General features: G+C 68.6%; 9 protein-coding genes and 3 tRNA genes. 4 read left to right on the plus strand and 8 right to left on the minus strand.

What is annotated here, in order from left to right; genetic code table 11:
• Positions 1 to 21 precede the first annotated feature (21 nt).
• The 6 genes from AC068B_RS02610 to AC068B_RS02635 form a co-directional block, all read right to left on the minus strand.
• Positions 22 to 6,924: a polymorphic toxin-type HINT domain-containing protein gene (locus AC068B_RS02610; RefSeq protein WP_478668513.1), complete on the minus strand. Its 6,903-nt coding sequence runs from the start codon at positions 6,922 to 6,924 to the stop codon at positions 22 to 24.
• A 95-nt stretch (positions 6,925 to 7,019) separates the two neighbouring features.
• Complete coding sequence (locus AC068B_RS02615) at positions 7,020 to 10,700, minus strand: LamG domain-containing protein (RefSeq protein WP_478668514.1); 3,681 nt, start codon at positions 10,698 to 10,700, stop codon at positions 7,020 to 7,022.
• A 55-nt stretch (positions 10,701 to 10,755) separates the two neighbouring features.
• Positions 10,756 to 12,288, minus strand: a complete 1,533-nt coding sequence (locus AC068B_RS02620; protein WP_478668515.1) for a VCBS repeat-containing protein — start codon at positions 12,286 to 12,288, stop codon at positions 10,756 to 10,758.
• Positions 12,289 to 12,858: 570 nt separating this feature from the next.
• Positions 12,859 to 12,935 (minus strand) — tRNA-Ile (locus AC068B_RS02625).
• Positions 12,936 to 13,133: 198 nt separating this feature from the next.
• Positions 13,134 to 13,206, minus strand: a tRNA-Asn gene (locus AC068B_RS02630).
• Between the two features lie 5 nt (positions 13,207 to 13,211).
• A tRNA-Asn gene (locus tag AC068B_RS02635) sits at positions 13,212 to 13,284 on the minus strand.
• 214 nt (positions 13,285 to 13,498) lie between these two features.
• On the opposite strand from AC068B_RS02635, the gene AC068B_RS02640 reads away from it, so the two are divergent.
• The 4 genes from AC068B_RS02640 to AC068B_RS02655 all read left to right on the plus strand — a co-directional run bounded on the left by AC068B_RS02640 (position 13,499) and on the right by AC068B_RS02655 (position 19,176).
• Entirely contained in the window at positions 13,499 to 13,801 is a 303-nt protein-coding gene (locus tag AC068B_RS02640) for a YtxH domain-containing protein (RefSeq protein WP_356262072.1), read from the plus strand.
• Between the two features lie 79 nt (positions 13,802 to 13,880).
• Positions 13,881 to 15,311 (plus strand): xylulokinase, encoded by a 1,431-nt coding sequence (locus tag AC068B_RS02645; RefSeq protein WP_478668517.1) that lies wholly within the window; start codon positions 13,881 to 13,883, stop codon positions 15,309 to 15,311.
• Between the two features lie 209 nt (positions 15,312 to 15,520).
• Positions 15,521 to 17,254, plus strand: a complete 1,734-nt coding sequence (locus AC068B_RS02650) for an ABC transporter ATP-binding protein (RefSeq protein ID WP_478668518.1) — start codon at positions 15,521 to 15,523, stop codon at positions 17,252 to 17,254.
• On the plus strand, positions 17,254 to 19,176 hold the full coding sequence (locus AC068B_RS02655) for an ABC transporter ATP-binding protein (RefSeq protein WP_478668519.1): 1,923 nt from the start codon (positions 17,254 to 17,256) through the stop codon (positions 19,174 to 19,176). The genes AC068B_RS02650 and AC068B_RS02655 overlap by 1 nt, the downstream gene beginning before the upstream one ends.
• 25 nt (positions 19,177 to 19,201) lie before the next feature.
• On the opposite strand, the gene AC068B_RS02660 is transcribed toward AC068B_RS02655, so the two are convergent.
• Positions 19,202 to 20,527, minus strand: a complete 1,326-nt coding sequence (locus tag AC068B_RS02660; RefSeq protein WP_478668521.1) for an RNA polymerase sigma factor — start codon at positions 20,525 to 20,527, stop codon at positions 19,202 to 19,204.
• Positions 20,528 to 20,736: 209 nt separating this feature from the next.
• Positions 20,737 to 22,635: a DNA primase gene (gene dnaG, locus AC068B_RS02665; protein ID WP_478668522.1), complete on the minus strand. Its 1,899-nt coding sequence runs from the start codon at positions 22,633 to 22,635 to the stop codon at positions 20,737 to 20,739.
• Between the last annotated feature and the right edge of the window lie 10 nt (positions 22,636 to 22,645).

The following is a 22,645-nucleotide window of genomic DNA, read 5'->3' on the forward strand; positions in this document are numbered from 1 at the left end:
ACTTTCATAACCACACGACGCTCATAGGTTCCTGCGATAGACCTGCTGCAGGTGCGACAGGGCTCCTGGGCCGAAGATGTGCTCGACCCGCCCACTCACCTCGTCAGTGACCCGTGTAGTTATATGACCTTCTGCCGTCGATCGATCGTACGTGCACTTACACGTACGGAAGATGAGAATGGCTGGACGATCTCCGGAAGCGGTGCGACTCCCACCGAATGTCGCAGCAGCGCTGAGAGTGTCCGAATCCCCGGGACTCACCCGATACGTAAACAGATTCCCTGGCTGCCCAACAGATCCGCCACTCGAATTCGCGCGAGCCGCATCACCACTGAGCCCATTCGCCTCGATGTTGTCGGCATGGGTAGAGCTCGTTCCATGCACGAAGTCCATCGACTCATTGCAATTGTGAACGAGTACCGGCGTGGCTCCCGCCACCACATAGTACGTGTGCACATCAGCAACAGTCAGATTGTGAACGGTGTCCTGTTGCGTGGTCCAGCGCTTGATCGCGGTGACGTACCCATCCGCGCCGGTGCTCGTACGCAGCCGCTCGCCCGGTCGGAGGTCGGTGGCATCGATCCATTCGTGCAACTCCGGGACCCAGAAGGGGTGTCCGGCCGTCGCCGTGACCGAGGCCGGGTTCTTCGGGCCCTGCTTGCCATCCGGGTCGACGGTGACCTTGACGAGCTGCTTGACACCGGTTCCCTTGATTTCGGCGGTCACGGTCTTGGCGACCGTCTTACCCGTCTTGGGGTCGGTGGCCAGCACCTTGTCGCCGATATCGACATCCCTGATGGCCTTCGTCGTGCCGTCGGCCATCCGCACCCTGGTCTTGGGTCTGAAACTGTTCTTCAGGCAGCTGGCACCGTCCTCCGCCGCCTCCTCCAGCCTGTCCGCCTTCTTGTCCAGCTTCGCCCAGGCCTTGAAGTCCTTGAACAGGCTCTTCACCATGCCGCCGACCTTCTTGGCGAGGGCGAGTCCCTTCTTCCAGTTCCAGGGCATGCCGTACTTCTTGGCGAGTTTGGCGACGACTCCGCCGACCATGCTCGTCGCGATGTTGGCGATCGTCGCGCCGCAGGAACCCAGGCTTCCGGTGGTGAAGCAGTCCAGGGCGTCGGTGATGCCGAGTTCGTCCGCGAGGATTCCGGCGAGTTCCTTGGCCGCCCGCTTCATACGGGTCTCACGGGCGCTGGCCTCCGAGCGGGCGGCGGTCGCACGCTTCTGGGCCGGGGTCGCGTGCACCTGGTAGTACGTGTAGTACGTCTTGGTGACCTTGATGTCCCAACCGCCGTTGTAGCCGGCCGAGCACTGGACGCCGACCAGCATGCACCCGTCGTCCTTGAGACCCGACGGATCGCTCCGGGTCACCGGGTTGTTGGACGCGTACGCATAGCCGTTGATCTGCTGTGGGTCGTTGAAGTCGATGATGGGGTCGGCGGTGATGAACCGGCCGTTCTCCGGTTCGTACTCCCGCGCTCCGACATGCGTCAGCCCCGTGGACGAGTCGACGGACTTGCCGAGGAAACCCTTGTCGTCGACCCACGGGCCACTGGCCTTGCCGCGCTCATTGCCGAAGGGGTCCATACGACGCCGGGTGACCGCGCCCGAATCGGCGTCGATGGCCGCCGACATCGTGCCCTGGTGATCGCCCGCCAGGAACTGCACGCCCTCCGCCGTGCGCATCGCCACCGTCTGGGCGCCGAAGGTGTAGTAGCGGGTGGCCTCGACCGTGCGGGTGGCAGTGTCGAGGCTGAGCTCCATGCCCGGCAGGTAGAGGGTGTGCTGGCCCTTCTCCTTGCGCACCAGACGAGCCCCGGCGGCGTCGTAGTCGTACGTGGTGTCCGGCCCCGCCTCCTTCAGCTTGCCCTCGGCGTTCCACTTGAGGTCCTGGGTCGTGCCGTTGAGGACGCGTTGACGGGTGTTGCCCACTTCGTCATAGGTGTAGGTGTCCTGGCGGGTGACGGCGGGGTCGCTGCCGGACGCCGGGGTCTTCTCGACGACCTTGGTCAGGGTGTGCGGGCCGCCGTTGCCAGCCGCGTCCTTGCCGTAGCTGTAGGTGCGGGTGACGTCCGGGGCACCGGCCGCACCGTGCCGCACCTGCGACGTGCGGTTGCCCGCGGTGTCGTAGTCGAAGGACTGCCAGTACGGGGCCGCGCCACCGATGGTGCCGGTGGCGGCGCCCCCCGAGCACGCCGCGTCCTGGCGGCCGGAACCGGCTTTGCCGTCCGGGGTGTTGGAGGTGGACCAGGCTTCCTTGAGGCGCTGCTGCCAGTCATAGGTGAAGCACTGGACGTCGCTCTGCCCGCCCTGGGGCGTGTCGGCTATGGAAGTGACGTTGCCTGAGTCGTCGTACGAGTAGTTCGCGTCCGCGACGAAGGCGTTGACGCCCACGATGTCGGCGCCCGATCCGATGAGGCGGTCGGTGCCCTTCTCGTACTCGTAGAAGAGACGCGGCAGTTTGCCGTCGGTGCCGATCGGCCCGAGATCCAGGCCCAGGAGCTGCGAAGTCGAGGCGTAGTGCGCCTTCTTGACGTAGGCACCGCCCGCCTGGCCGCCCAGCAGCGTCATCAGCGACGTGGGGCGCTGCAGGTCGTCGTACGTGTAGGTCAGCGTCTCGCTCGGCAGGCCGCCGGCGGCAGGCAGCGTCTGTCCCTTGATGGTGCCGTCGTTGTTGTACGCGGTGTTGTAGGTGTACGTGCCGCGCAGTTCCTTGTCGGCCGCGTCGCCGAGGATCACCTGGGTCTGCTCCGGCTGGTACATGTCGTCCAGCTGGGTGATCAGCGAGGCGGTGGTGACGGCTCCGTTCTCGTAGCGGTAGCTGCCGTACAGCTGGCCCTTCGCCTTCTTGTCGTAGCTGTTGAGGGTCAGCTTGGTGCCGGTGTCGGGCTCGCCCTCCCACGTGGAGACGGGGCGGCCCAGCACGTCGTACTGCGTGGACAGCTTCTTGTCCCGGGCGTCGGTGGTGCTCGTCAGCCGGTCAAGGCCGTCGTACGTGTAGCGGGTCGTCCCCACGTCCGGGTCGCTGAAGGTCGACTTCCGACCACGTTGGTCGTAGCCGTAGGACCATTCGTTGCCCGCCGCGTCCTCGACGGTCTTCACCTGACCGGCGGGCGTATAGGTGTAGGAGGTCGACTCGTAGTCCTCGGCCGTCCCCGACGGCAGCGGCTTGTCGCCCTTGTACCGGCGGATCTCCGTCGTCTGACCACGGGCGTCCGTGACCACCGTGGTGGGCGCGGTGCCCGCGGGCGGATCGGTGTGGACGCGGTCTCCGTCGTAGGCGAAGGTCGTACGCCATTTCTCGACGTCCTGCACCTTGAAGATCTCGGCGGTCTTGCGCCCGGCTCCGTCGTACTGAGTGACGGTGTGCCCGTCCACTTCTTCAGTGGGCTTGAAGAAGGTGCTGGTCGGGGCGTTTTCGGTGTAGTAGTCGGAGTTCGCCTCGGCGATGTTGCCGAGGCCGTCGTAGAAGGTGTCGGCGACGAGCGTGCCGCCGTCCGGACCCTCGGCCTGCTGCTGACGCGGCCTCAACAGTCCGTCATACAGGGCGTACTCAGTGCCGTACGAAGTTCCGTCGTTCTCGATCTTCTCGGTCCTGACGGCGTTCGCCTGGTCCTCACGGATCACATAGGTGTACTTGATCGACGGCGTCCGGTTCGCCTTGTCGCGGTCGGGCAGCCAGACGGAGGTGAGGCGGCCCAGGGCGTCGTACGCGAGATCGGTTCGCTTGCCGTTCATGTCGGTCTGCGCGGCGGCGACGCCCCAGGAACGGAAGTACTCCGTGTCCGTGGTCCAGCCCAGGGGGTTGGTCTCCACCTTCTTGGTGGTCAGCCCGTCGGTCTCGGTGTAGTCGATCGATGTCGCTTTGCCTGCCGCGTCGGTCACCTTGAGGGGACGGCCGAAGCCGTCGAAGTCCGCGGTCGCGGAGGAAGTGACGGTTTCGTACGTGGCCTTGGCGCCGTCATGTGTGGCCAGGCGCTGCACCTTGGTCGTGTCGCCCTTGGTGGGCGCCGCGCCGAGCGCCTTGCCGTCGTAGAACGTCAGGTCGTCGGAGATGACCTGTGTCTTGCGGTCCGGCGCGCTCGCGCAGGAGACGGCGACCTTCTCCACCCGCGAGACCAGCGCGTACATGTTCTGCTTCGCATTGTCCGCGTACTCGGTGCGGACGCACTGGTTGTCGCCGCTGTCACCGTCCTTGCCGTAGTCGTCCGTCTGGACCGGCCGACCGGTTGTGTCGTCGTAGCGTGTGGTGGATTTGACGACCTGCCAGCCGCCCTTCTTCAGGGCCGTGTAGGAAGCCGTCGTCGCCGGGCGCACGTAGAACGCGTTGCTGGTTCCCCAGCTCTGCTTGCGGGTCGCGGTGGTGTGCTGCCAGGTCGTGCTGATGTTCTTGGAGACGACGTCGTCGCTGCGGTAGCCGCCGTTGTAGGTGACCGTCTCCAGTTCCTGACCGGACAGCTCGTCGTCGTCGGAGTGCTTGACGCCCTCGGAGTCCGTGACGTCGCCGCCCAGGCCACGCAGAAACACGTGCTCGGTCCGCTGGTTGGAGACGTCGCTGGTGCCCGCGGACTTCGTGACCCGCACCTTGCCGTAGCCGCGCCAGTCGCTGTGGGTGCGGTACTCGTCCTTGGTGATGCCGTCGGCCTTGGCCTTCTTCCAGCCCGCGTCGCCCAGGTACTCGTAGGCACTCATCATTTGCGGTGAGCCGCCGGTCAGGTCCCTCTCCACGACCTGCGCCACCAGATGCTTGTGGAACCAGTCGGTGATCGGATCGGTGGCGCCGGGCGGATTCCACTTGACCGGATAGCAGGCCTTCGTGGGGGCGTCAGCCGGGGGCAGATCCGCTGGGCTGCACTCACTCTTGCGGTAATTGACGTGCAGTTCCCCACCGCTGTCGTTGTCGACACGCGTCAGGCGGTAGCGGTTCATCGCCTGGATGTTGTCGCCCTGCTTGTCCACCCGGTTGGGGCGCTGCTCGCCGACCAGGGTGACCGCCGACGTGCTGGCCGTACCGGTACCCGCGTGGCCGGTCTGCTTGATGGTGTCGAGCCAGAGGGACTTGGAGCTGTCGCCGTTGTCGTTGAACTGGTGCCGCAGCGTCCAGGAATCGGTGTCCGCGTAGCCGCTGCCGTAGCGGATCTGGGTGGTGACCTCGGACAGCTTCTTACGGGTCCAGAACGTCGGTGAGTTCTGCCCCTTGCACTTGGTGTCCGCCTTGCAGTTCAGGTCCCACGGCACATCGGGCCAGCGCGTCGCCGTCGAGTCGGTGAGGTCGCCGGGTTCGCAGTCCTGAGCCGCGGCCAGGCAGCGCTCGTCGGTGTCGAAGACCACACGGGCGGGCGCGGGATTCTCGTAGACCTTCTGATCGCGCTGACCGTAGTCGATGCGCTTGAGATAGCCGCCCCGGGTGTAGGACTTGCCGTTCTCGCCGGTCTTGAGACCCTGGGTGTAGTAGTTGGTCTCCTTGCCGTAGTAGTACGACATGGCGTTGCCGTGCGGGTCGACGACGTAGTCCAGGTTCCAGCGCCAGGCCTGCTTGCAGTGGGAGTCCGCGAACGCCGCCTTGTGGCAGGGCTCGTCCTTGTCGTCGCCGTAGACGGGAACGGTCCAGGTCGAACCCGTCTGTTCCTTGCCGGAGGTGTAACCGGGCAGGTTGTCCAGACCGAAGTAGTACTGGGTGCCGTCGGTGGTGGTCAGGCGCCAGTGCTCGCCGTCGTCATCCCCGTTGGACGCACCGGTGAGCTTCTCCACCTTCGAGTTGTCGTCGCTGCTCAGACGCCATCTGTCGGTGTTGTCGGGGTTCTTGCCGTCGAGGATCAGCTGCCCGGACGGGCCGCCCGCCAGCTGGATGGTGGCGTTGTCGTACGCCCAGCACTGGTCACCGTTGGCCTTGTCGTGCCCGTCGTCCGCGCACGCCTTGTAGCGGCGCTCGATGTACCCGGGTTCGTAGCCGAAGCCCGTTCCCGCCCAGGAGCCCTGGTTGTTGGTGGCCGCGGTCTGTCCGTCCACCGACTGGGAGTTGTAGCCGAGCGAGACCGAGGGAACCAGGCCGCCGGGCGCCGGCGGCACCCGCATCGGGTAGGACCAGTTGAAGCCGCCCGAGGAGTTCGAGACGCTCCACTCGGCCGCGAGGGACAGCGGCGTCGCCCCATAGCTGCCCTGGTCCCCCGAGGCCCCGGCCTCAGCCGCCAGCACGGTGGCTTCGGCCGAGGCGTCGGCGCCCTGCCCCGCAGCCGGAGCCTCAGCCACGGGAACATCCGCGCTCAGCGTCTGCGCTGCCGTGTCGTTCGTCGTCGCCAGTGGTTCACCGGCCTTGCAGCGGTCGGCGTCCGGGGTGGTCAGCACACACCGGGGGTACTGCACCAGGCGCAGCCGATGGCCGTAATTCGCGCCGTAGGCGTCTGCGAAACCCGCGTAGTCCAGGGTGAGCCGGGTGCTTTCCGCGGTGCGGCTCCGCCCGCCAGGAGCAACGGTGAGCAAGACACCGTCGACACCCGCCGCCTTGGTCCGCTTGCGGTCGAGGACCTTCACATGGACGGCCTCGGCGGCCGGTCTGGATCTGCTCTGTCTTCGGGGTGGGCCCAGTTCGACGGGCAGGCCGTCCGCCTTGACACGCTTCGTGCCGCTCAGGGACACCTGCACGCTGCCGGGGGCGGGCCAGGTCACGTCGGCCGGAGTGGTGACCTTGGCCTTGGCCGCCGGGTTGGGGCCGTGCGGCTTCGCCTTCAGCGTCGTGCCCGGCACCGGTTCGCCCAGGTCCTGCTGGAGCGTGCGCCCCTTGCCCGCGCCCTCGGCGCGCGCTTCCGGCACGTACTGGGGCAGCAGACCGACCGTGAGCGCGATCCCGAGAGCACCGGCGATCTGCAGACGCAAGGCGCGGCCCTTGCGGTGCAGGGACGAACGGAACCAGGAGGATGAAGACATGGGGTATCTCCGTGTGTTCGCAACGTGAGAGACGTGAGAGAGCAGGGCGGGCGAGATGAGCGGCGTGCGGCCGGATCAGGCCGCACGCCGGGGATCTACGGCACTGTCCCGCCGCCCATGTCCAGCCCTGGCTCCAGCAGCGAGACGGCCCCGACGAGCGGCTCGTCCAGCGCCCCTTCGAAGACCCGTACCTCATCGACGGCGCCCGAGAAGAAGTCGGTGCCATGGGCGCCGGTGCCCGAACGGCCCACCTGCAGTCCGGCCTCGGCAAGATCCCATTGACTGCCGGACCACTTCACCGCCTCGCCGGTCCACTGGCCGTTCACGTACAACCGCACCTCACCGAAGAGTGCGTTGTACGACAGAGCCAAGTGATCGCCATTGTCCGAGGTACTGGGCAGGAAGCCTTCGGCCTGCGATTCGACGACGGCGGCATCGGACGTGTCCTTGCTGGTCAGCGCGAGCTGCCAACGGTCCTTGCCTGCGTCGAAACGCACGAGCGCGGCCGATGTCGCACCACCTGGCAGGGAGAGCACCGTCTGGTCCTTCTCGCCGCTCAACGAGGACAGGCGGGCCCGTGCGGTGACGGTGAAGCTGGCCTTAGACTTCAGCAGCCCTGCCGACCGGGACGCGTATCCGTCCCTGCCCGCCAACGCCAGGTGCCCGTCACCCGCCAGAGGCGTCTGCGGCACACACTCGGGGTCGAGCGGATCGCACGACTCGTCCGGCCGGAAGACACCGGCGCCGCCGTGCAGGGTCAGGCTCGTGCCACCGGAGTTCTCGGGCACCCGGCCGGTCGCTTCATCGACCTCTTCCATGCCCCAGTAGGCGAGCTGCAGGGGCGGCAGGCCTCCCAGGCTCTTGGTCTCGTCCGGCGTCAGCACCCGGTCCAGGACCTGGATCCCGGCCACGGAGCCCTTCAGGTTGGCGGTGTATCCGGCCGGTTCCAGTGCCCGGCCTATCTGCAGGGCCCCGGTGGCGTTCCACGTCGTGCTGCGTTCCTGGATGTCGCCCGAGACCAGTCGCCCATTGATGTACATGCGCATCTTTCCCGGCGGACCGCCCTCGTCCCGGTCGTAGACGCCCACCAGGTGGGTCCATTCGCCGGGCACCGGTTTCGGCCCGAGGACCTGCCACGACACCATCGAGTCGATCTCGCTGTCCGGAGCCTGGAACGACCACTTCTGCGACGTGGCGTCGTAACCGAGAGAGAACCCGGACTGTGCCGAGCCGTCCTGGCTGACCACGCTCATGGACTTCGTGGGCAACTGGGGCAGCAGCACCCAGGCCCCCACCGAGAACGTCCTGTCCGTGTCCACCACGTGCTTCCCCGTGTTCAGGTACGCGTCGGCGGTGCCGTCCAGTCGGGCGGCGGTCAGCACCGAGCCGTGCGGCCCCTTGGCGCCGAAGGACACGCCGGTACCGGCCTGTGCGTCCGGCGCGCCGTCGCCGCCGGCCGCCGTGGTGGAACCGAGCGGGTCCGCCAAGGCCCACGAGGACTTCGGCGCCCGCCCCAGGTCCACCCGGAACCGGTAGGACCTGGTGATCTGCCTGCTGTTGCCCGCGGTGTCGACGGCCTCGACGTACAAGGTCGTCGTTCGGGCCGAGGTCGGCATCCACCGCACGAGGGCGGGCCGCCCCGGTTCATCGGGCACCACGGTCTTCTCGCCCTCCCCCGCGAACTCGTAGCGGTACCGGGCCACATCGGTTCCCGGCGAGTAGAGGGAGAAGGTGCCGTAGTCGCCGACGCCCGAGTGCCAGAGACCGTCGTTCGGATACTCCGAGGAAGTGACGGTGGGTGCCTCCGGCTTGGTCTTGTCGTAGATGAACTCACAGCGGTGCCCGGATCCCTCGTGGCTCCAGGGTCCCCACGCCTCGCCGTCGCTGCCCCGTACCCACCAGCCGATGACCGTGTTCTGCGGCGGGGTGAATTCCCCCGTCCCGTCTCCCGTGATGTCCGTGCCGACGGTGTACTCGAACTCGGCCATGCCGCTGTCGCGGCCCTTGACCGTGCCGCTCGACAACTGATGAGTGGTGACGGTGTAGCTGACTTCCCTGCCGTCGGGCCCGGTCCAGAAGACCTCGAACTGAGCCTTGAGTTTCTCGCTGCTCCCGCCCGTGTCGCCGTGGTCGGGATCCCAGATCTTCGCGGACAGCACCGGCAGCTTCTTGGTGTAGTGCTTGGTGGCCTGCCCCACCGTGCACTTGCCCCCGGGGTCCATGTCCAGCTCGCTGAGTTTCGGCTGGTACGGCGGGCGGTTGTACTTCACCTCCAGAGCGGCGTTGTTGCAGAACCGCTTCCAGGACCCGTACGAGTCCTCGGAGGCCGCCTGCAGGCCGAATGTGGTGGTGTCCCAGCCGCTGGAGGCCGACTTCTTCAAAGTGCTCGCGACGTTGAACCGGACGTTCTGGTTCGTCGCCGTGCATGATCCGGCGGGGTTGGCGGGTGATTCGGAGGTGATGTGGTCCTTGCTGGAAGGCTTGTTGGACCAATTCGTACGCGAACTGATGGCGCTGGCGCCCGAGTTGTTCATTCGGTGCAGCTGCACCGAACGCGCCTCGCTGTTGTACGTGTGCACCAACGTGATGGAGAACTCGGCTTCGAGGATGGTCTTGCCCTCGTAGCTCGCCGTGGGCAGTGCGTAGTACTGGCGCTGCACGTCATTGGAGCCGGTACAGCGCACCGAGAAGTCGGCGGGACAGCGCCCCACGCCTTTTCCGGACTCGATTCCGTCGTCCGAGTTGGGGAACTTCCAGCCCTCCAGGCCGGGATTCGCGGAGGAGACCCAGGTCCAACCGGTGCGCGAGGCAGTCTTGGTGACCGGGTCGATGAAGACCGGGTAGCGGGTGTGCTCACCGCGCAGCAGGCCGGTGTCGGGCTTCAGGACCATCGCTCCGCGGCGCACGGACAGGTCGACATCAGCAACCTTCGCGCCCTCGGGCGGCCCGGGGCCGGCCTGAACCGGGTGTTCCGTCCCGTGGGGCGGCGCTCCGCCCGCATCCCACATCACCGGCTGCGGTGCCTCGAACACCGTCCCGCCCGACGCCTCGTCCTTGACGGTCAGACCACCGCCGTCGTCCTCACCCACCGATACGCCTTCGGTGCGCACCGGCAACGAGATCGAGGTGAGCTTCGGATTGGCCGCCGCCTCGGCCGACTTGACGACCAGCACGTGCGAGAAGCCGTCCGCCTGCGCCCGCACGACCAGGTCGACGCCGGGCAGGACGGACGGGTACGTGGCCGTGTCCCGCTCCACCGCGGGCTTCGGCAGCTTGCCGGGCCAGGCGAGAGACATCGTCTTGCCGTCGCGCACCAACGTGGCGAAGACCTTGTCCCCGCCTCCGGAGATACTCATCGCCGCGCTCGCCGCCCGCGGCGCCAGGCGTCCGCCCGGCTGCTTCACCAGGGTGGTGTCGATGTCGACCCACTTGCCGTTCCGCCTGGTGCGTACCGGCTGCGCGAACTCCTTGACGGTGAATGTTCCGTCCGGATTCGCGAAGGTCTGACTGCGCTCGTCGCGAAGTGCGGCGACCTCCACCCGCCTGCCCGCCTCGGCTGCGGCCTCGGCTGCCGCCGTCTCGGACACGGCGGACTTCGGCGCCTTCTTCTTCGTGTCGCCGCTGTCCCCCGCCGAAACGGCCGACGCGGCGTCCGCCGCTGCCACGGGAGAGATCCCCGCGGTGCCGACGGCCAGCGTCGCGGCCAGCGCGCTGACCGCCATCCCCGCCCGGTGCCGGATGCTCCACCGTCTGCGTCTGTGTGCTCGGCTCTTCATGCTCCCCGCCCCTGTTGTCTCCGCCGTGCCGCTACACCCCTGTGCCGCTCAGCACTCAGCGGATGGCCGAACCGAACGCCTTGCCCTCGTCCGGGATGCCGTCGGCCCCGGGTTTGATCGTGGCCACCGTCCCGGTGCCCCCGTCGGCCGCCGACCAGGGCAGCGAGTACACGACGCCCTTCTGCGCGCCGGACGCCTTGCTGTACGGCACGCCCACGTACAGCCGCGTACCTGTCCCCCACAGGCCGAGGCCTGCGAAGTCGCGTGCCTCGGCGGTATCCGGCAGCCCCGCACCTCTGGCGAGCAGGACGTCCCCGTTGCCCGGTGCGCCGAGGCCGGGAAACACCTGCACGGCACCGGCGTTCTCCGCGGGCCCCACCTCCTGGTTGGGCACACTCACGGCCAGCCGCATGTTCGCCGCGGTGCCGACCTCGCCAGGTTCGGTGTTGGAGATCACGACCCGCTGACCGAAGAAGTCGCCGACCACGGGGTCACCCGCCACGTCAGGAGACAGGCGGTCGATGAGGTTGACCTCCTTGACCGCACCGGTGGGTTTGATGTGCAGCACGGTCACCGCACCCGCGTCGGCGACGTTGCCCACGTCCTCGCTCGGCGTGCCGACGGCCACCAGGGCGTCCGTCTCGGAAGAGGCGCCCTGCGGGCGGTAGGAGACGACGGCCAGCGAGGTGCCGAACCGGTCGTCCTTCTCCGCCGTGCCCGAGGTCAGCTCGGGCTGGTTCTCGTCGATGGCACCCAGGGACGTCGGGCGCCCGTCCGTCATGGTGTGACTGAAGACCGTCACGTTCCCGGCGAAGGACTCCGAACCGATCGCTTCACCCGGCGCGCCCACCACGAGATATCTGTAGCGTGCCGCGAGCGAGTAGCCGAAGCGGTCGTTCGCCTCCGCGGTTCCGGGGACTCCCGGATCATCCTGATTGACCGTCGCCCTCTTGGTGCCCTGTACGTAGTGCACACACCCGGCGTCCTTGAGCGACCCGATCGCCTCACCCGGCACTCCGATCGCCAGCGTGGGCTTGCTGTCCGTCGCCTTGGTGGCCGCCAGCGAGAACCCGAACAGGTCATTCGCCTCCGTCGTGGTCGACCCGTCCAGCCCGGCCTGCGTGTAGCTGTCCACGACGGAGCCGGTCCCGATCCCCGCCGGTGTGCCATGGATGACGTACACCGACCCGGCGTCCTGCTGCGCGCCGTCGGTCGTGGTGACGTCTTCGTACGGGGCACCGACCACCAGGTCCGTGCAGCCGTCGGAGTCCGCGTCGTACACGGCGATCGAGTAACCGAACTGATCCCCGGCCTCCGGGTTGGCGCTCATCTGACTCAGGGCTTGGGAGATCTCGAACGTGCCCTTGTCCGCGCCCATCACCACGCGCACCAGGCCCGCGCCCGACCGCCCCTCCACGGCGGCCTGAGGGTCGGCGATCGCTATGTCTCGCACCCCGTCGCCGTTGAAGTCCGACTCCGTGCCCGCCGTACACCCGGCTGCCACCGCCGGCGATGTCCCCAACGTGAACGCCCCGGCAGCGACGATGAGCACCGTCCCCATCCCCACGCCGAACAGCCGTGTGCACATGGGCACACTCCGCCCCAACCCCACAGTCCCCACCCCAGAGTCACAGGTTCCTCACAAGTGGGCTGAGGCAACAGGGCCGGACACCAGCCGTCAATATGCGACGTACACGTCAGAGACACCGAATGACGCATTCCGTAGCCCTCCGGAATGCACGGGCGTTGGCCCACCGAACGCAAACATGCCGCCCGGCGCGATCGGGGCCAGACGCCCGCCGCCCACCCTCCACGACTCCTCGGACGCACCCGGGATCGCAAAGCGGAGGGACTGCGTCGCTCCGGACGCCCGGTTGCTCGCCTGAAGGGGGTTGGCCGAAACACTGCCTTGCAGAGCGCGGGGGCCCCCTGACCTGAGCGAGTCGGAGAATCGGCGATCGCAAGGTCCTGGACAACCTCCAGGAGCCGTCGCCGGGCCCGGCGCGAGACCTACTCGGTGACTGGGTGCGGCACCCGCAAACGGCTCCGCCGTCGGCAGCCTCACGGGGTACGAGAGACCCCTGTGTCGCCCGAAAGGGCGGGACCCGAAGGTTTGCGCAGTTGACGCAGGTGGAAACGTTCCTGCGGCCTAGCGCTGTGGTGGGGCGGGTGGGACTCGAACCCACGGCCGACGGATTATGAGTCCGCTGCTCTAACCGGCTGAGCTACCGCCCCTAACGGCGCGTCGCGCACATTTGTGCGCGCCGTCTGCCGCAGCATAGCCGCTCATACGATCTCCTGCTTCGGATGGTCGGCATCGCTCGACCATGAGGACCGCAGGGCTGCCCGCATGGTTCCATCAGGAGCGGAACAAGAACGGAACAGGCACGAAAAAGGACCCCCGAGAGGCATCTCGAGGGTCCTTCGTCACAGCTCTCCCGACTGGACTCGAACCAGTAACCTGCCGGTTAACAGCCGGCTGCTCTGCCAATTGAGCTACAGGAGACCGAGCTCCCCCGACTGGACTCGAACCAGTAACCTGCCGGTTAACAGCCGGCTGCTCTGCCAATTGAGCTACAGGGGATCGTCTCGTTGCATCGAACGCACCTACCTGGGAACTCTCCGGGCGGCGCGCGCTCGCTGCGACACATACATTAGCGCAAGCAGGGGGGTGCTCCGCCAATCGGTATCCCTCGGTGGATCAGCGGGCGAGCGACAGACGACTGACGGACGCCTGACAGACGACTGACACACGAGTGACAGACGTGCGACGCCGACGCAAGGGAAGGGTGGCAGCCATGCGGTACCGGCTCACATTCGTGGCGGGACTGGCCCTCGGGTACGTGCTCGGGACCCGGGCCGGACGCGAGCGCTACGAGCAGTTGAAGAAGTCCGCCCGCGAGATCTCGCAGAACCCGGCCGTGCGCAACACCGTCGAGTCCGCGACGCAGCAGGGGCGCGAGGTGGCGGGCAAGGCCTTCCACTCCGTCTCCGAGAAGGTCGGGGACAAGATGCCCGACTCGGTCGCCGACCGGGTCCGGTCCCTGCGCGAGCGGGGCCAGGGGGGCGTCGAGGACGACTGGGGCACCAGCAACACCTAGCCGCCGGATCACGGACAGCAGAACGCGGACAGCGAACACGGGTACGGGACACCGCCCGCCGTGCGGCAGAATTCCTGGCATGGGGATAGTCGCAGGGTTGGACAGTTCGCCCGATTTCACGCGCATCGTGGTCTGTGACACGGACACGGGCGCCGTGCTCAAGCAGGGGTACGCCCCTCATCCGCTGGAGAACGCCGAGGGTGGCGGACGACCCTCCGACGTCGATCCACAGGCCTGGCTGCTCTCCCTCGGCGAAGCCGCCGGGGGCGGGCTGCTCGAAGGCGTGCAGGCCATCGGCGTGTCCGCCCAGCAGAACGCGCTCGTACCGCTCGACCAGCACGGCAACACCGTGCGGCCCGCGCTCGTCGGCAACGACCGGCGGGCGCAGGTGGCCGCCGTGGATCTCATCGACGGGCTCGGCGGCCGTGAGGCCTGGGCGCAGGCCGTCGGATGCGTGCCGCAGTCCTCGCTGCCGGTGACGAAGCTGCGCTGGCTGGCGAAGACGGAGCCGGAGGCCGCGCGGCGCGTGGCCAGCCTTCTGCAGGCGCCCGACTGGCTCGTGTGGCAGCTCCTCGGGCGGCCCGCCCGGCGCACGACCGACCGCGGCGGCGCATCGGGCACCGGGTACTGGTCGGCGGCGAACGGAACGTACCGCCCGGAGATCGTTGAAATGGCCCTGGGGCACCAGGCGATGCTGCCCGAGGTGATCGGGCCCGCCGAGGCCGCGGGGACGACGCCCGAGGGGCTGCTGATCTCGGCAGGTACGGGCGAGACGATGGCGGCGGCGTTCGGGCTCGGGGTCCAGCAGGGCGACGCCGTGGTGTCGCTCGGGGCGTCGGGTTCCGTGATGGCCGTGCACCACGAGGCGCTGCCCGATGCGAGCGGCAGCATCACCTCGCTCGCGGACGCCACCGGGATGCACCTGCCGGTCGTCCACACGTCGAACGCCGTGCGGGTGCTGCGCGGCTCCGCCGAGATGCTCGGGGTCACCGACCTGGAGGAGCTCTCCGCGCTCGCCATGAAGTCGACGCCGGGCGCCCACGGCCTGGTGTTCCTGCCGTATCTGGAGGGCGAGAAGACGCCGAACCTGCCGCACGCCGCGGGGACGCTGACCGGGCTGCGGCGGGAGTCGATGAAGCCCGAGCACCTGGCGCGCGCCGCCTTCGAGGGCATGCTGTGCGGGCTCGGGGACGCGCTCGACGTACTACGGAGCCGGGGGGTGGACGTCCGGCGCGTGTTCCTGCTGGGCGCCGCCGCCGAGCTGCCCGCCGTGCAGGCCGCGGCTCCGATGCTGTTCGGTACGCAGGTCGTCGTGCCGCAGCCCGCGGACTACGCGGCGATCGGTGCGGCGCGGCAGGCCGCGTGGGCGCTGACCGGGCAGCTGCCGCACTGGCAGGGGGCCGCCGCGCAGGTCTTCGAGCCGGGCGAGGAGCTCGCGGTGGGGCAGGCCGTGCGCCAGCAGTACGCGACGGTGCGGGAGCAGTCCCATCCCGGGGCCTTCACGTCCTGAGCCACACCTTCTGAGCCACACCTTTCATGATTCTTGAGTGAGACTAGTTCTTGACCCGGGCTGAAATTTGACCGGGTCATGGGTTAATCGGTTGCACGGCCATGGGTCGGGTGTCGGAGGATGGGGGCGGCCTTGCCCGCCCATCCACCCTGCCGACACCCGCGACCCGAGATCCGCGCCCCGAGACCCGACTCCTCGAGAGACCGAGCGTGCTCATACGACTCCTGCGGACGTATCTGCGTCCGTACCAGAAGCCCATCGCCCTGCTGGTGCTGCTGCAGTTCCTGCAGACCTGCGCCGCGCTCTACCTGCCCAGCCTGAACGCCGACATCATTGACAACGGTGTCGTCGACGGCGACACGGGCTACATCCTCAGCTTCGGCGGCATCATGATCGCCGTCACCATCGTGCAGATGGTCTGCAACATCGGCGCCGTCTTCTACGGCGCGCGGACCGCGGCCGCCCTCGGCCGTGACGTGCGGGCCGCCGTCTTCGACCGGGTGCAGTCGTTCTCGGCGCGCGAAGTGGGCCAGTTCGGCGCTCCGTCCCTGATCACGCGGACGACCAACGACGTCCAGCAGGTGCAGATGCTGGTCCTGATGTCGTTCACGCTGATGGTGTCCGCGCCGATCATGTGCATCGGCGGCATCGTGATGGCGCTCGGCCAGGACGTGCCGCTCTCCGCGGTCCTGGTCGCCGTCGTGCCCGTCCTCGGCATCAGCGTCAGCCTCATCGTGCGGCGGCTGCGGCCCCTGTTCCGCACCATGCAGGTGCGGCTCGACACCGTGAACCGCGTGCTGCGCGAGCAGATCACCGGCAACCGCGTCATCCGCGCCTTCGTCCGGGACGACTACGAGAAGGAGCGCTTCCGGAAGGCCAACGCCGACCTGACCGAGGTCTCGCTCGGCACCGGCAAGCTGCTCGCGCTGATGTTCCCGATCGTCATGACCGTCGTGAACGTCTCCTCGATCGCGGTCGTGTGGTTCGGCGCGCACCGCATCGACAGCGGCGGCATGCAGATCGGCGCGCTCACCGCGTTCCTCGCCTATCTGATGCAGATCGTGATGTCCGTGATGATGGCCACCTTCATGTTCATGATGGTGCCGCGCGCGGAGGTCTGTGCCGAGCGCATCGAGGAGGTCCTGGACACCGAGAGCAGCGTGGTGCCCCCGGCCGCCCCGGTGCACCGGCTGCGCAGCCACGGCCACCTGGAGATCCGGGACACCGGCTTCCGCTACCCCGGTGCCGAGGAGCCCGTCCTCAAGTCCGTCCACCTGGTCGCCAGGCCCGGCGAGACGACCGCCGTGATCGGGTCGACCGGCAGCGGCAAGTCGACGCTGCTGAGCCTCGTACCGCGACTGATCGACGCGACGGAGGGAGAGGTCCTGGTCGGCGGGGTGGACGTGGGCACCATCGACCCCGCGCTGCTCGCGAAGACCGTGAGCCTCGTCCCGCAGAAGCCGTACCTGTTCGCAGGCACCGTCGCGACCAACCTGCGCTACGGCAACCCGGACGCCACCGACGAGGAGCTCTGGCACGCGCTGGAGGTCGCCCAGGCCAAGGAGTTCGTCACGGGCCTCGACGAGGGGCTCGACGCGCCCATCTCGCAGGGCGGCACGAACGTCTCCGGCGGTCAGCGCCAGCGCCTGTCCATCGCCCGCACGCTCGTGCAGCGCCCGGAGATCTACCTCTTCGACGACTCGTTCTCCGCGCTCGACTACGCCACCGACGCCGCGCTGCGCTCCGCGCTCGGCCAGGAGACCGCCGAGGCGACCGTCGTCATCGTCGCCCAGCGCGTGTCGACCATCCGGGACGCCGACCGCATCGTGGTCCTCGACGAGGGCCGCGTCGTGGGCACCGGCCGCCATCACGAGCTGATGGAGAGCAATGAGACCTACCGGGAGATCGTGCTCTCCCAGCTGACGGAAGCGGAGGCCGCGTAATGCCCCCTGGCATCGGTGGACCGATGATGGGCCCCGACTCCCGGTCCATGAACTTCAAAGGCTCGGGCAAGCGGCTGCTCACGCAGTTCAGACCCGAGCGCGCCACGATGTACGCGATGCTCGTGGCCGGAGTCCTGAGCGTCGCCCTCTCCGTGCTCGGCCCCAAGATCCTCGGCCGCGCGACCGACCTGCTCTTCGCGGGCATCGTCGGCCGTGACATGCCCGAGGGGACGACGAAGGAACAGGCCCTCGACGGCCTGCGCGCCAAGGGCCACGGCGGCATGGCCGACATGCTCTCCGGCGTCGACTTCACGCCCGGCAAGGGCATCGACTTCGACGCGGTGGGCGAGGTCCTGCTGCTCGCGCTCGGCACGTTCCTGGTGGCGGGCCTGCTGATGGCGGTGGCGACGCGGCTTTCGAACCGCGCCATCAACAAGACCGTCTTCCGGATGCGTGGCGACGTACAGGCGAAGCTGTCGCGGCTCCCGCTGTCGTACTTCGACAAGCGGCAGCGCGGTGAGGTGCTGAGCCGCGCCACGAACGACCTCGACAACATCAACCAGACGCTGCAGCAGACGATGGGCCAGCTCATCAACTCGCTGCTGACCATCATCGGCGTCCTGGTGATGATGTTCTGGGTGTCGCCGCTGCTCGCGCTGGTGGCGCTGGTGACGGTGCCGCTGTCGTTCTTCGTGGCGACGAAGGTCGGCAAGCGGTCGCAGCCGCAGTTCGTGCAGCAGTGGAAGACCACCGGCGCGCTCAACGCCCATGTGGAGGAGATGTACACCGGGCACACCCTGGTGAAGGTCTTCGGGCGGCAGGAGGAGTCGGCGAAGGCGTTCGCCGAGCAGAACGAGCAGCTGTACGAGGCCTCGTTCAAGGCGCAGTTCAACAGCGGTGTCATGCAGCCGCTGATGTTCTTCATCTCGAACCTGAACTACGTCCTGGTGGCCGTGGTGGGCGGTCTGCGGGTCGCCTCGGGGTCGCTGTCGATCGGTGACGTGCAGGCGTTCATCCAGTACTCGCGGCAGTTCTCGATGCCGCTGACGCAGGTCGCCTCGATGGCGAACCTGGTGCAGTCGGGCGTCGCGTCCGCCGAGCGGATCTTCGAGGTCCTCGACGCGGAGGAGCAGGAGGCCGACCCGGTGCCCGGCGAGCGGCCCGAGAAGTCGCGCGGGCACGTCGCGATGGAGCACGTCTCCTTCCGCTACGACAAGGACAAGCCGCTCATCGAGGACCTGTCGCTGGACGTCGAGCCGGGGCACACGGTCGCCATCGTGGGACCCACGGGCGCGGGCAAGACGACGCTGGTGAACCTGCTGATGCGCTTCTACGAAGTGACGGGCGGGCGGATCGCCCTGGACGGGGTCGACATCGCGGCGATGTCGCGCGACGAACTGCGGTCCGGGATCGGCATGGTGCTCCAGGACACCTGGCTGTTCGGCGGCACCATCGCGGAGAACATCGCGTACGGCGCGCCGAAGGACGTCACGCGCGAGGAGATCGAGGAGGCGGCGCGCGCCGCCCACGCCGACCGCTTCGTGCGCACGCTCCCCGACGGCTACGACACGGTGATCGACGACGACGGCACGGGTGTGAGCGCGGGCGAGAAGCAGCTCATCACCATCGCGCGGGCGTTCCTCTCCGACCCGGTGATCCTGGTGCTCGACGAGGCGACGAGCTCCGTCGACACCCGGACTGAGGTGCTCATCCAGAAGGCGATGGCACGCCTCGCGCACGGGCGTACGTCGTTCGTCATCGCGCACCGGCTCTCCACGATCCGGGATGCGGACACCATCCTGGTGATGGAGAACGGGTCGATCGTGGAGCAGGGCACGCACGACGCGCTGCTGGCCGCGGACGGTGCGTACGCGCGGTTGTACGCGGCTCAGTTCGCGCAGGCCGTGGCCGAGGTGGACTAGCGACGCTGCCGGTTCGGGGGCTGCCTCAGTCCAGGTAGCCCCTGAGCTGGTCCGCGAAGGCGTGGTCCCGCAGCTTGTTGAGGGTCTTGGACTCGATCTGGCGGATGCGTTCGCGCGTCACGCCGAAGATCCGGCCTATCTCCTCCAGGGTGCGGGGCCTGCCGTCCGCGAGGCCGTAGCGCAGCTGGACGACTTTGCGTTCGCGTTCGCCGAGCGTCGAGAGGACGGCTTCCAGGTGCTCGCGGAGCAGCAGGAACGCCGCCGATTCCACGGGACTGGTGGCGTCGCCGTCCTCGATGAGGTCGCCGAGCGCGACGTCGTCCTCCTCGCCGACGGGGGCGTGCAGCGAGACGGGCTCCTGGGCCAGGCGCAGGACTTCGCTGACGCGCTCGTGCGGGAGGTCCAGGTGGGCGGCCACCTCTTCGGGCGTGGGCTCGTACCCGCGCTCCTGGAGCATGCGGCGCTGGACGCGTACGACGCGGTTGATGAGCTCCACGACGTGCACGGGCACGCGGATCGTGCGGGCCTGGTCCGCGAGGGCGCGGGACATGGCCTGGCGGATCCACCAGGTCGCGTACGTCGAGAACTTGTAGCCACGGGCGTAGTCGAACTTCTCGACCGCCCTGATCAGGCCGAGGTTGCCCTCCTGGACGAGGTCGAGCATGGTGAGCCCGCGGCCCACGTACCGCTTGGCGACGGAGACGACCAGGCGGAGGTTGGCCTCGATGAGGCGGCGCTTGGCCATCCGGCCCAGGACGACCAGCTTGTCGAGGTCCAGGGCGAGTTGGGAGTCCAGGTCGGGGGTGTTGCTCAGCTTCTCCTCCGCGAAGAGGCCTGCCTCTACGGCACGGGCGAGCTCCACCTCCTCGGCCGCGGTGAGCAGCGGGATACGCCCTATTTCGCGCAGGTACTGGCGGAACAGGTCGGACGAGGGGCCGCCGGTGTCGGCGCGGCTGCGGGGCGCGGGGAGATCGAGGATCTCGGGCGCGAGGGCCTCGGGGGCGTCCGGCGCCTCGGGGGTGTCGTCCTGTGAGGCGGGTGTCTCGGGGGTCTGTGCGGTTTCCCGGGCCGTTTCCTGCGCTGCCGAGGCCTCGGGGTGCCGGGTGGCTCGGCTCTGTGGCGGGACCGACTCCAGGACGTCCGTATCCGCATCCGCGCGCGGGGCGGTGTCGGTCTGAGTGAGGGTCTGGGTCTGCACGGGGGCGACCTCCAGGGTGATCGCATCTGAGGCGTGCGGCAACGGGAGAGGGACGACGGCCTCGCCGCTGTCCGTCCCGATCACGAATTGTGGAACCGCGGGGGTGTCGGACCCGCTGTCGGCGGGTCGGCCGCGCTCCGAGGACTCAGGCACCGGAACCCAGTGTGGGGCACGACACACGGCCGCCACGAGGGGCGTGCGGTGACTTTTTGAGTCCGGTCCGTAACCGCGTGGTTACCCGTCGGGTAACCCCGGCCTCCGGGACGAATCCCGCACGCTGTCCGGAGGGAGCCTCCTCGCGTGCCCGGAGGGAAGTCCCCCGCGTGCCCGAAGGGAGTCCCCCGCAGGCGCGGAAGGTCGGCTCAGAGCGCGTCCGCGCCCCGCTCGCGCAGTGCCTGGCCGTACTGCTGCAGGACCCACAACTCGTTCTGCACGGCGGTCAGATGCTGTGGGTCGCCGCCCGCGCCGAGCCGGGCGAGGCTGCCCTGGACGTCACGGATGCGCCGGTCGACGGCGCGCAGCCGGACCTGCACCAGCTGGATGCCCGCGTACATCTCGTCGACGGTCTTGCGCAGGATCGCCTCTACCGCGAGCTCGGTGACCATCGAGCGGACCGCGTCGTCGGGCGCGGCGTCGCGGACGCGTACGAGGTACTCCTGCGGGTCCTGTGCGCCGTACTCCGCGCCGCCCGCCTCCTCGATGGCGCGGCGCACCGCGGCGTAGGGCGGGGCGGTGAACTCGTCCAGGCCGTACGCGTCGAAGGCCGGGGAGACCAACTGCGGGTACTGCAGGGCCAGCTTGATCAGTTCGCGCTCGGTGCGGTGGGCGGGGCTGCGCAGGTTGAGCGCGGGGCCGCTGAAGCCCTGCGGCGCGCTCTCGTACGCCGGGGAGGAGCGCTGGGCCGCGGGGGCGGGGCCGCGGCCGCCGCGGTCGCGGGCCCAGCGGGCCAGCTGGGCGACGCGCTTGACGACGAACTGCGTGTCGAGGATGCCGAGCATGCCCGCGAGCTGCACGGCGACCTCGTGCTGTGCGCCGGTGTTCTTGATGCGGGCCACCACGGGGGCGGCCTCGTCCAGGGCGGACGCGCGGCCCGCGGGGGTCTCCAGGTCGTACCTGGCGACGATCTGGCGGAGCGCGAACTCGAAGAGCGGCGTGCGCGGTTCGACCAGGTCGGCGACTGCGGCGTCGCCCTTGGCGAGGCGCAGGTCGCAGGGGTCCATGCCGTCGGGGGCGATCGCGATGTACGTCTCCGCGGCGAACTTCTGGTCGTCCTCGAAGGCGCGCAGGGCGGCCTTCTGGCCCGCCGCGTCGCCGTCGAAGGTGAAGATCACCCGGGCCGAGCCGTTGTCCATCAGGAGGCGGCGGAGGATCTTGATGTGGTCGCCGCCGAAGGCCGTGCCGCAGGTCGCGATGGCGGTGGTGATGCCCGCGAGGTGGCAGGCCATCACGTCCGTGTAGCCCTCGACGACGACGGCGCGGCTGGACTTGGCGATGTCCTTCTTGGCGAGGTCGATGCCGTAAAGGACCTGGGACTTCTTGTAGATCGCCGTCTCGGGCGTGTTCAGGTACTTCGGGCCGTTGTCGTCGTCGCGGAGCTTGCGGGCGCCGAAGCCGACCACGTCGCCGCCGATGTCGCGGATCGGCCACATGAGGCGGCCCCGGAAGCGGTCGATGGGGCCGCGGCGGCCCTCCTGGGAGATGCCGGAGAGGGTGAGCTCCTTGTCGGTGAAGCCCTTGCCGCGCAGATAGCGGGTGAGGTGGTCCCAGCCCGCCGGGCTGTAGCCCACGCCGAAGTGCGCGGCCGCCGCCTGGTCGAAGCCGCGCTCGGCGAGGAACTTCCGGCCGATCTCGGCCTCGGGGCTCTCCAGCTGGTCCACGTAGAACTGCGCGGCGATCTTGTGGGCCTCGACCAGGCGGATCCGCTCGCCGCGCTGGTGCGCGGGGTTGTACCCACCCTCTTCGTAGCGCAGCGTGATGCCTGCCTGGGCGGCGAGGCGCTCGACCGTCTCCGAGAACGTGAGGTGGTCGATCTTCATCACGAAGGCGATCGTGTCGCCGCCTTCCTGGCAGCCGAAGCAGTGGAAGAGACCCTTGCTCGGGCTGACCTGGAAGGACGGGGACTTCTCGTCGTGGAAGGGGCACAGGCCCTTGAGGTTTCCGCCCCCCGCGTTGCGCAGCTGGAGGTAGTCGGAGACCACGGCGTCGATCGGGACCGCGTCCCGAACCGCCTTCACGTCTTCGTCATTGATCCTTCCTGCCACGTAGGAATAC

Source organism: Streptomyces sp. NPDC042371 (assembly GCF_056437465.1).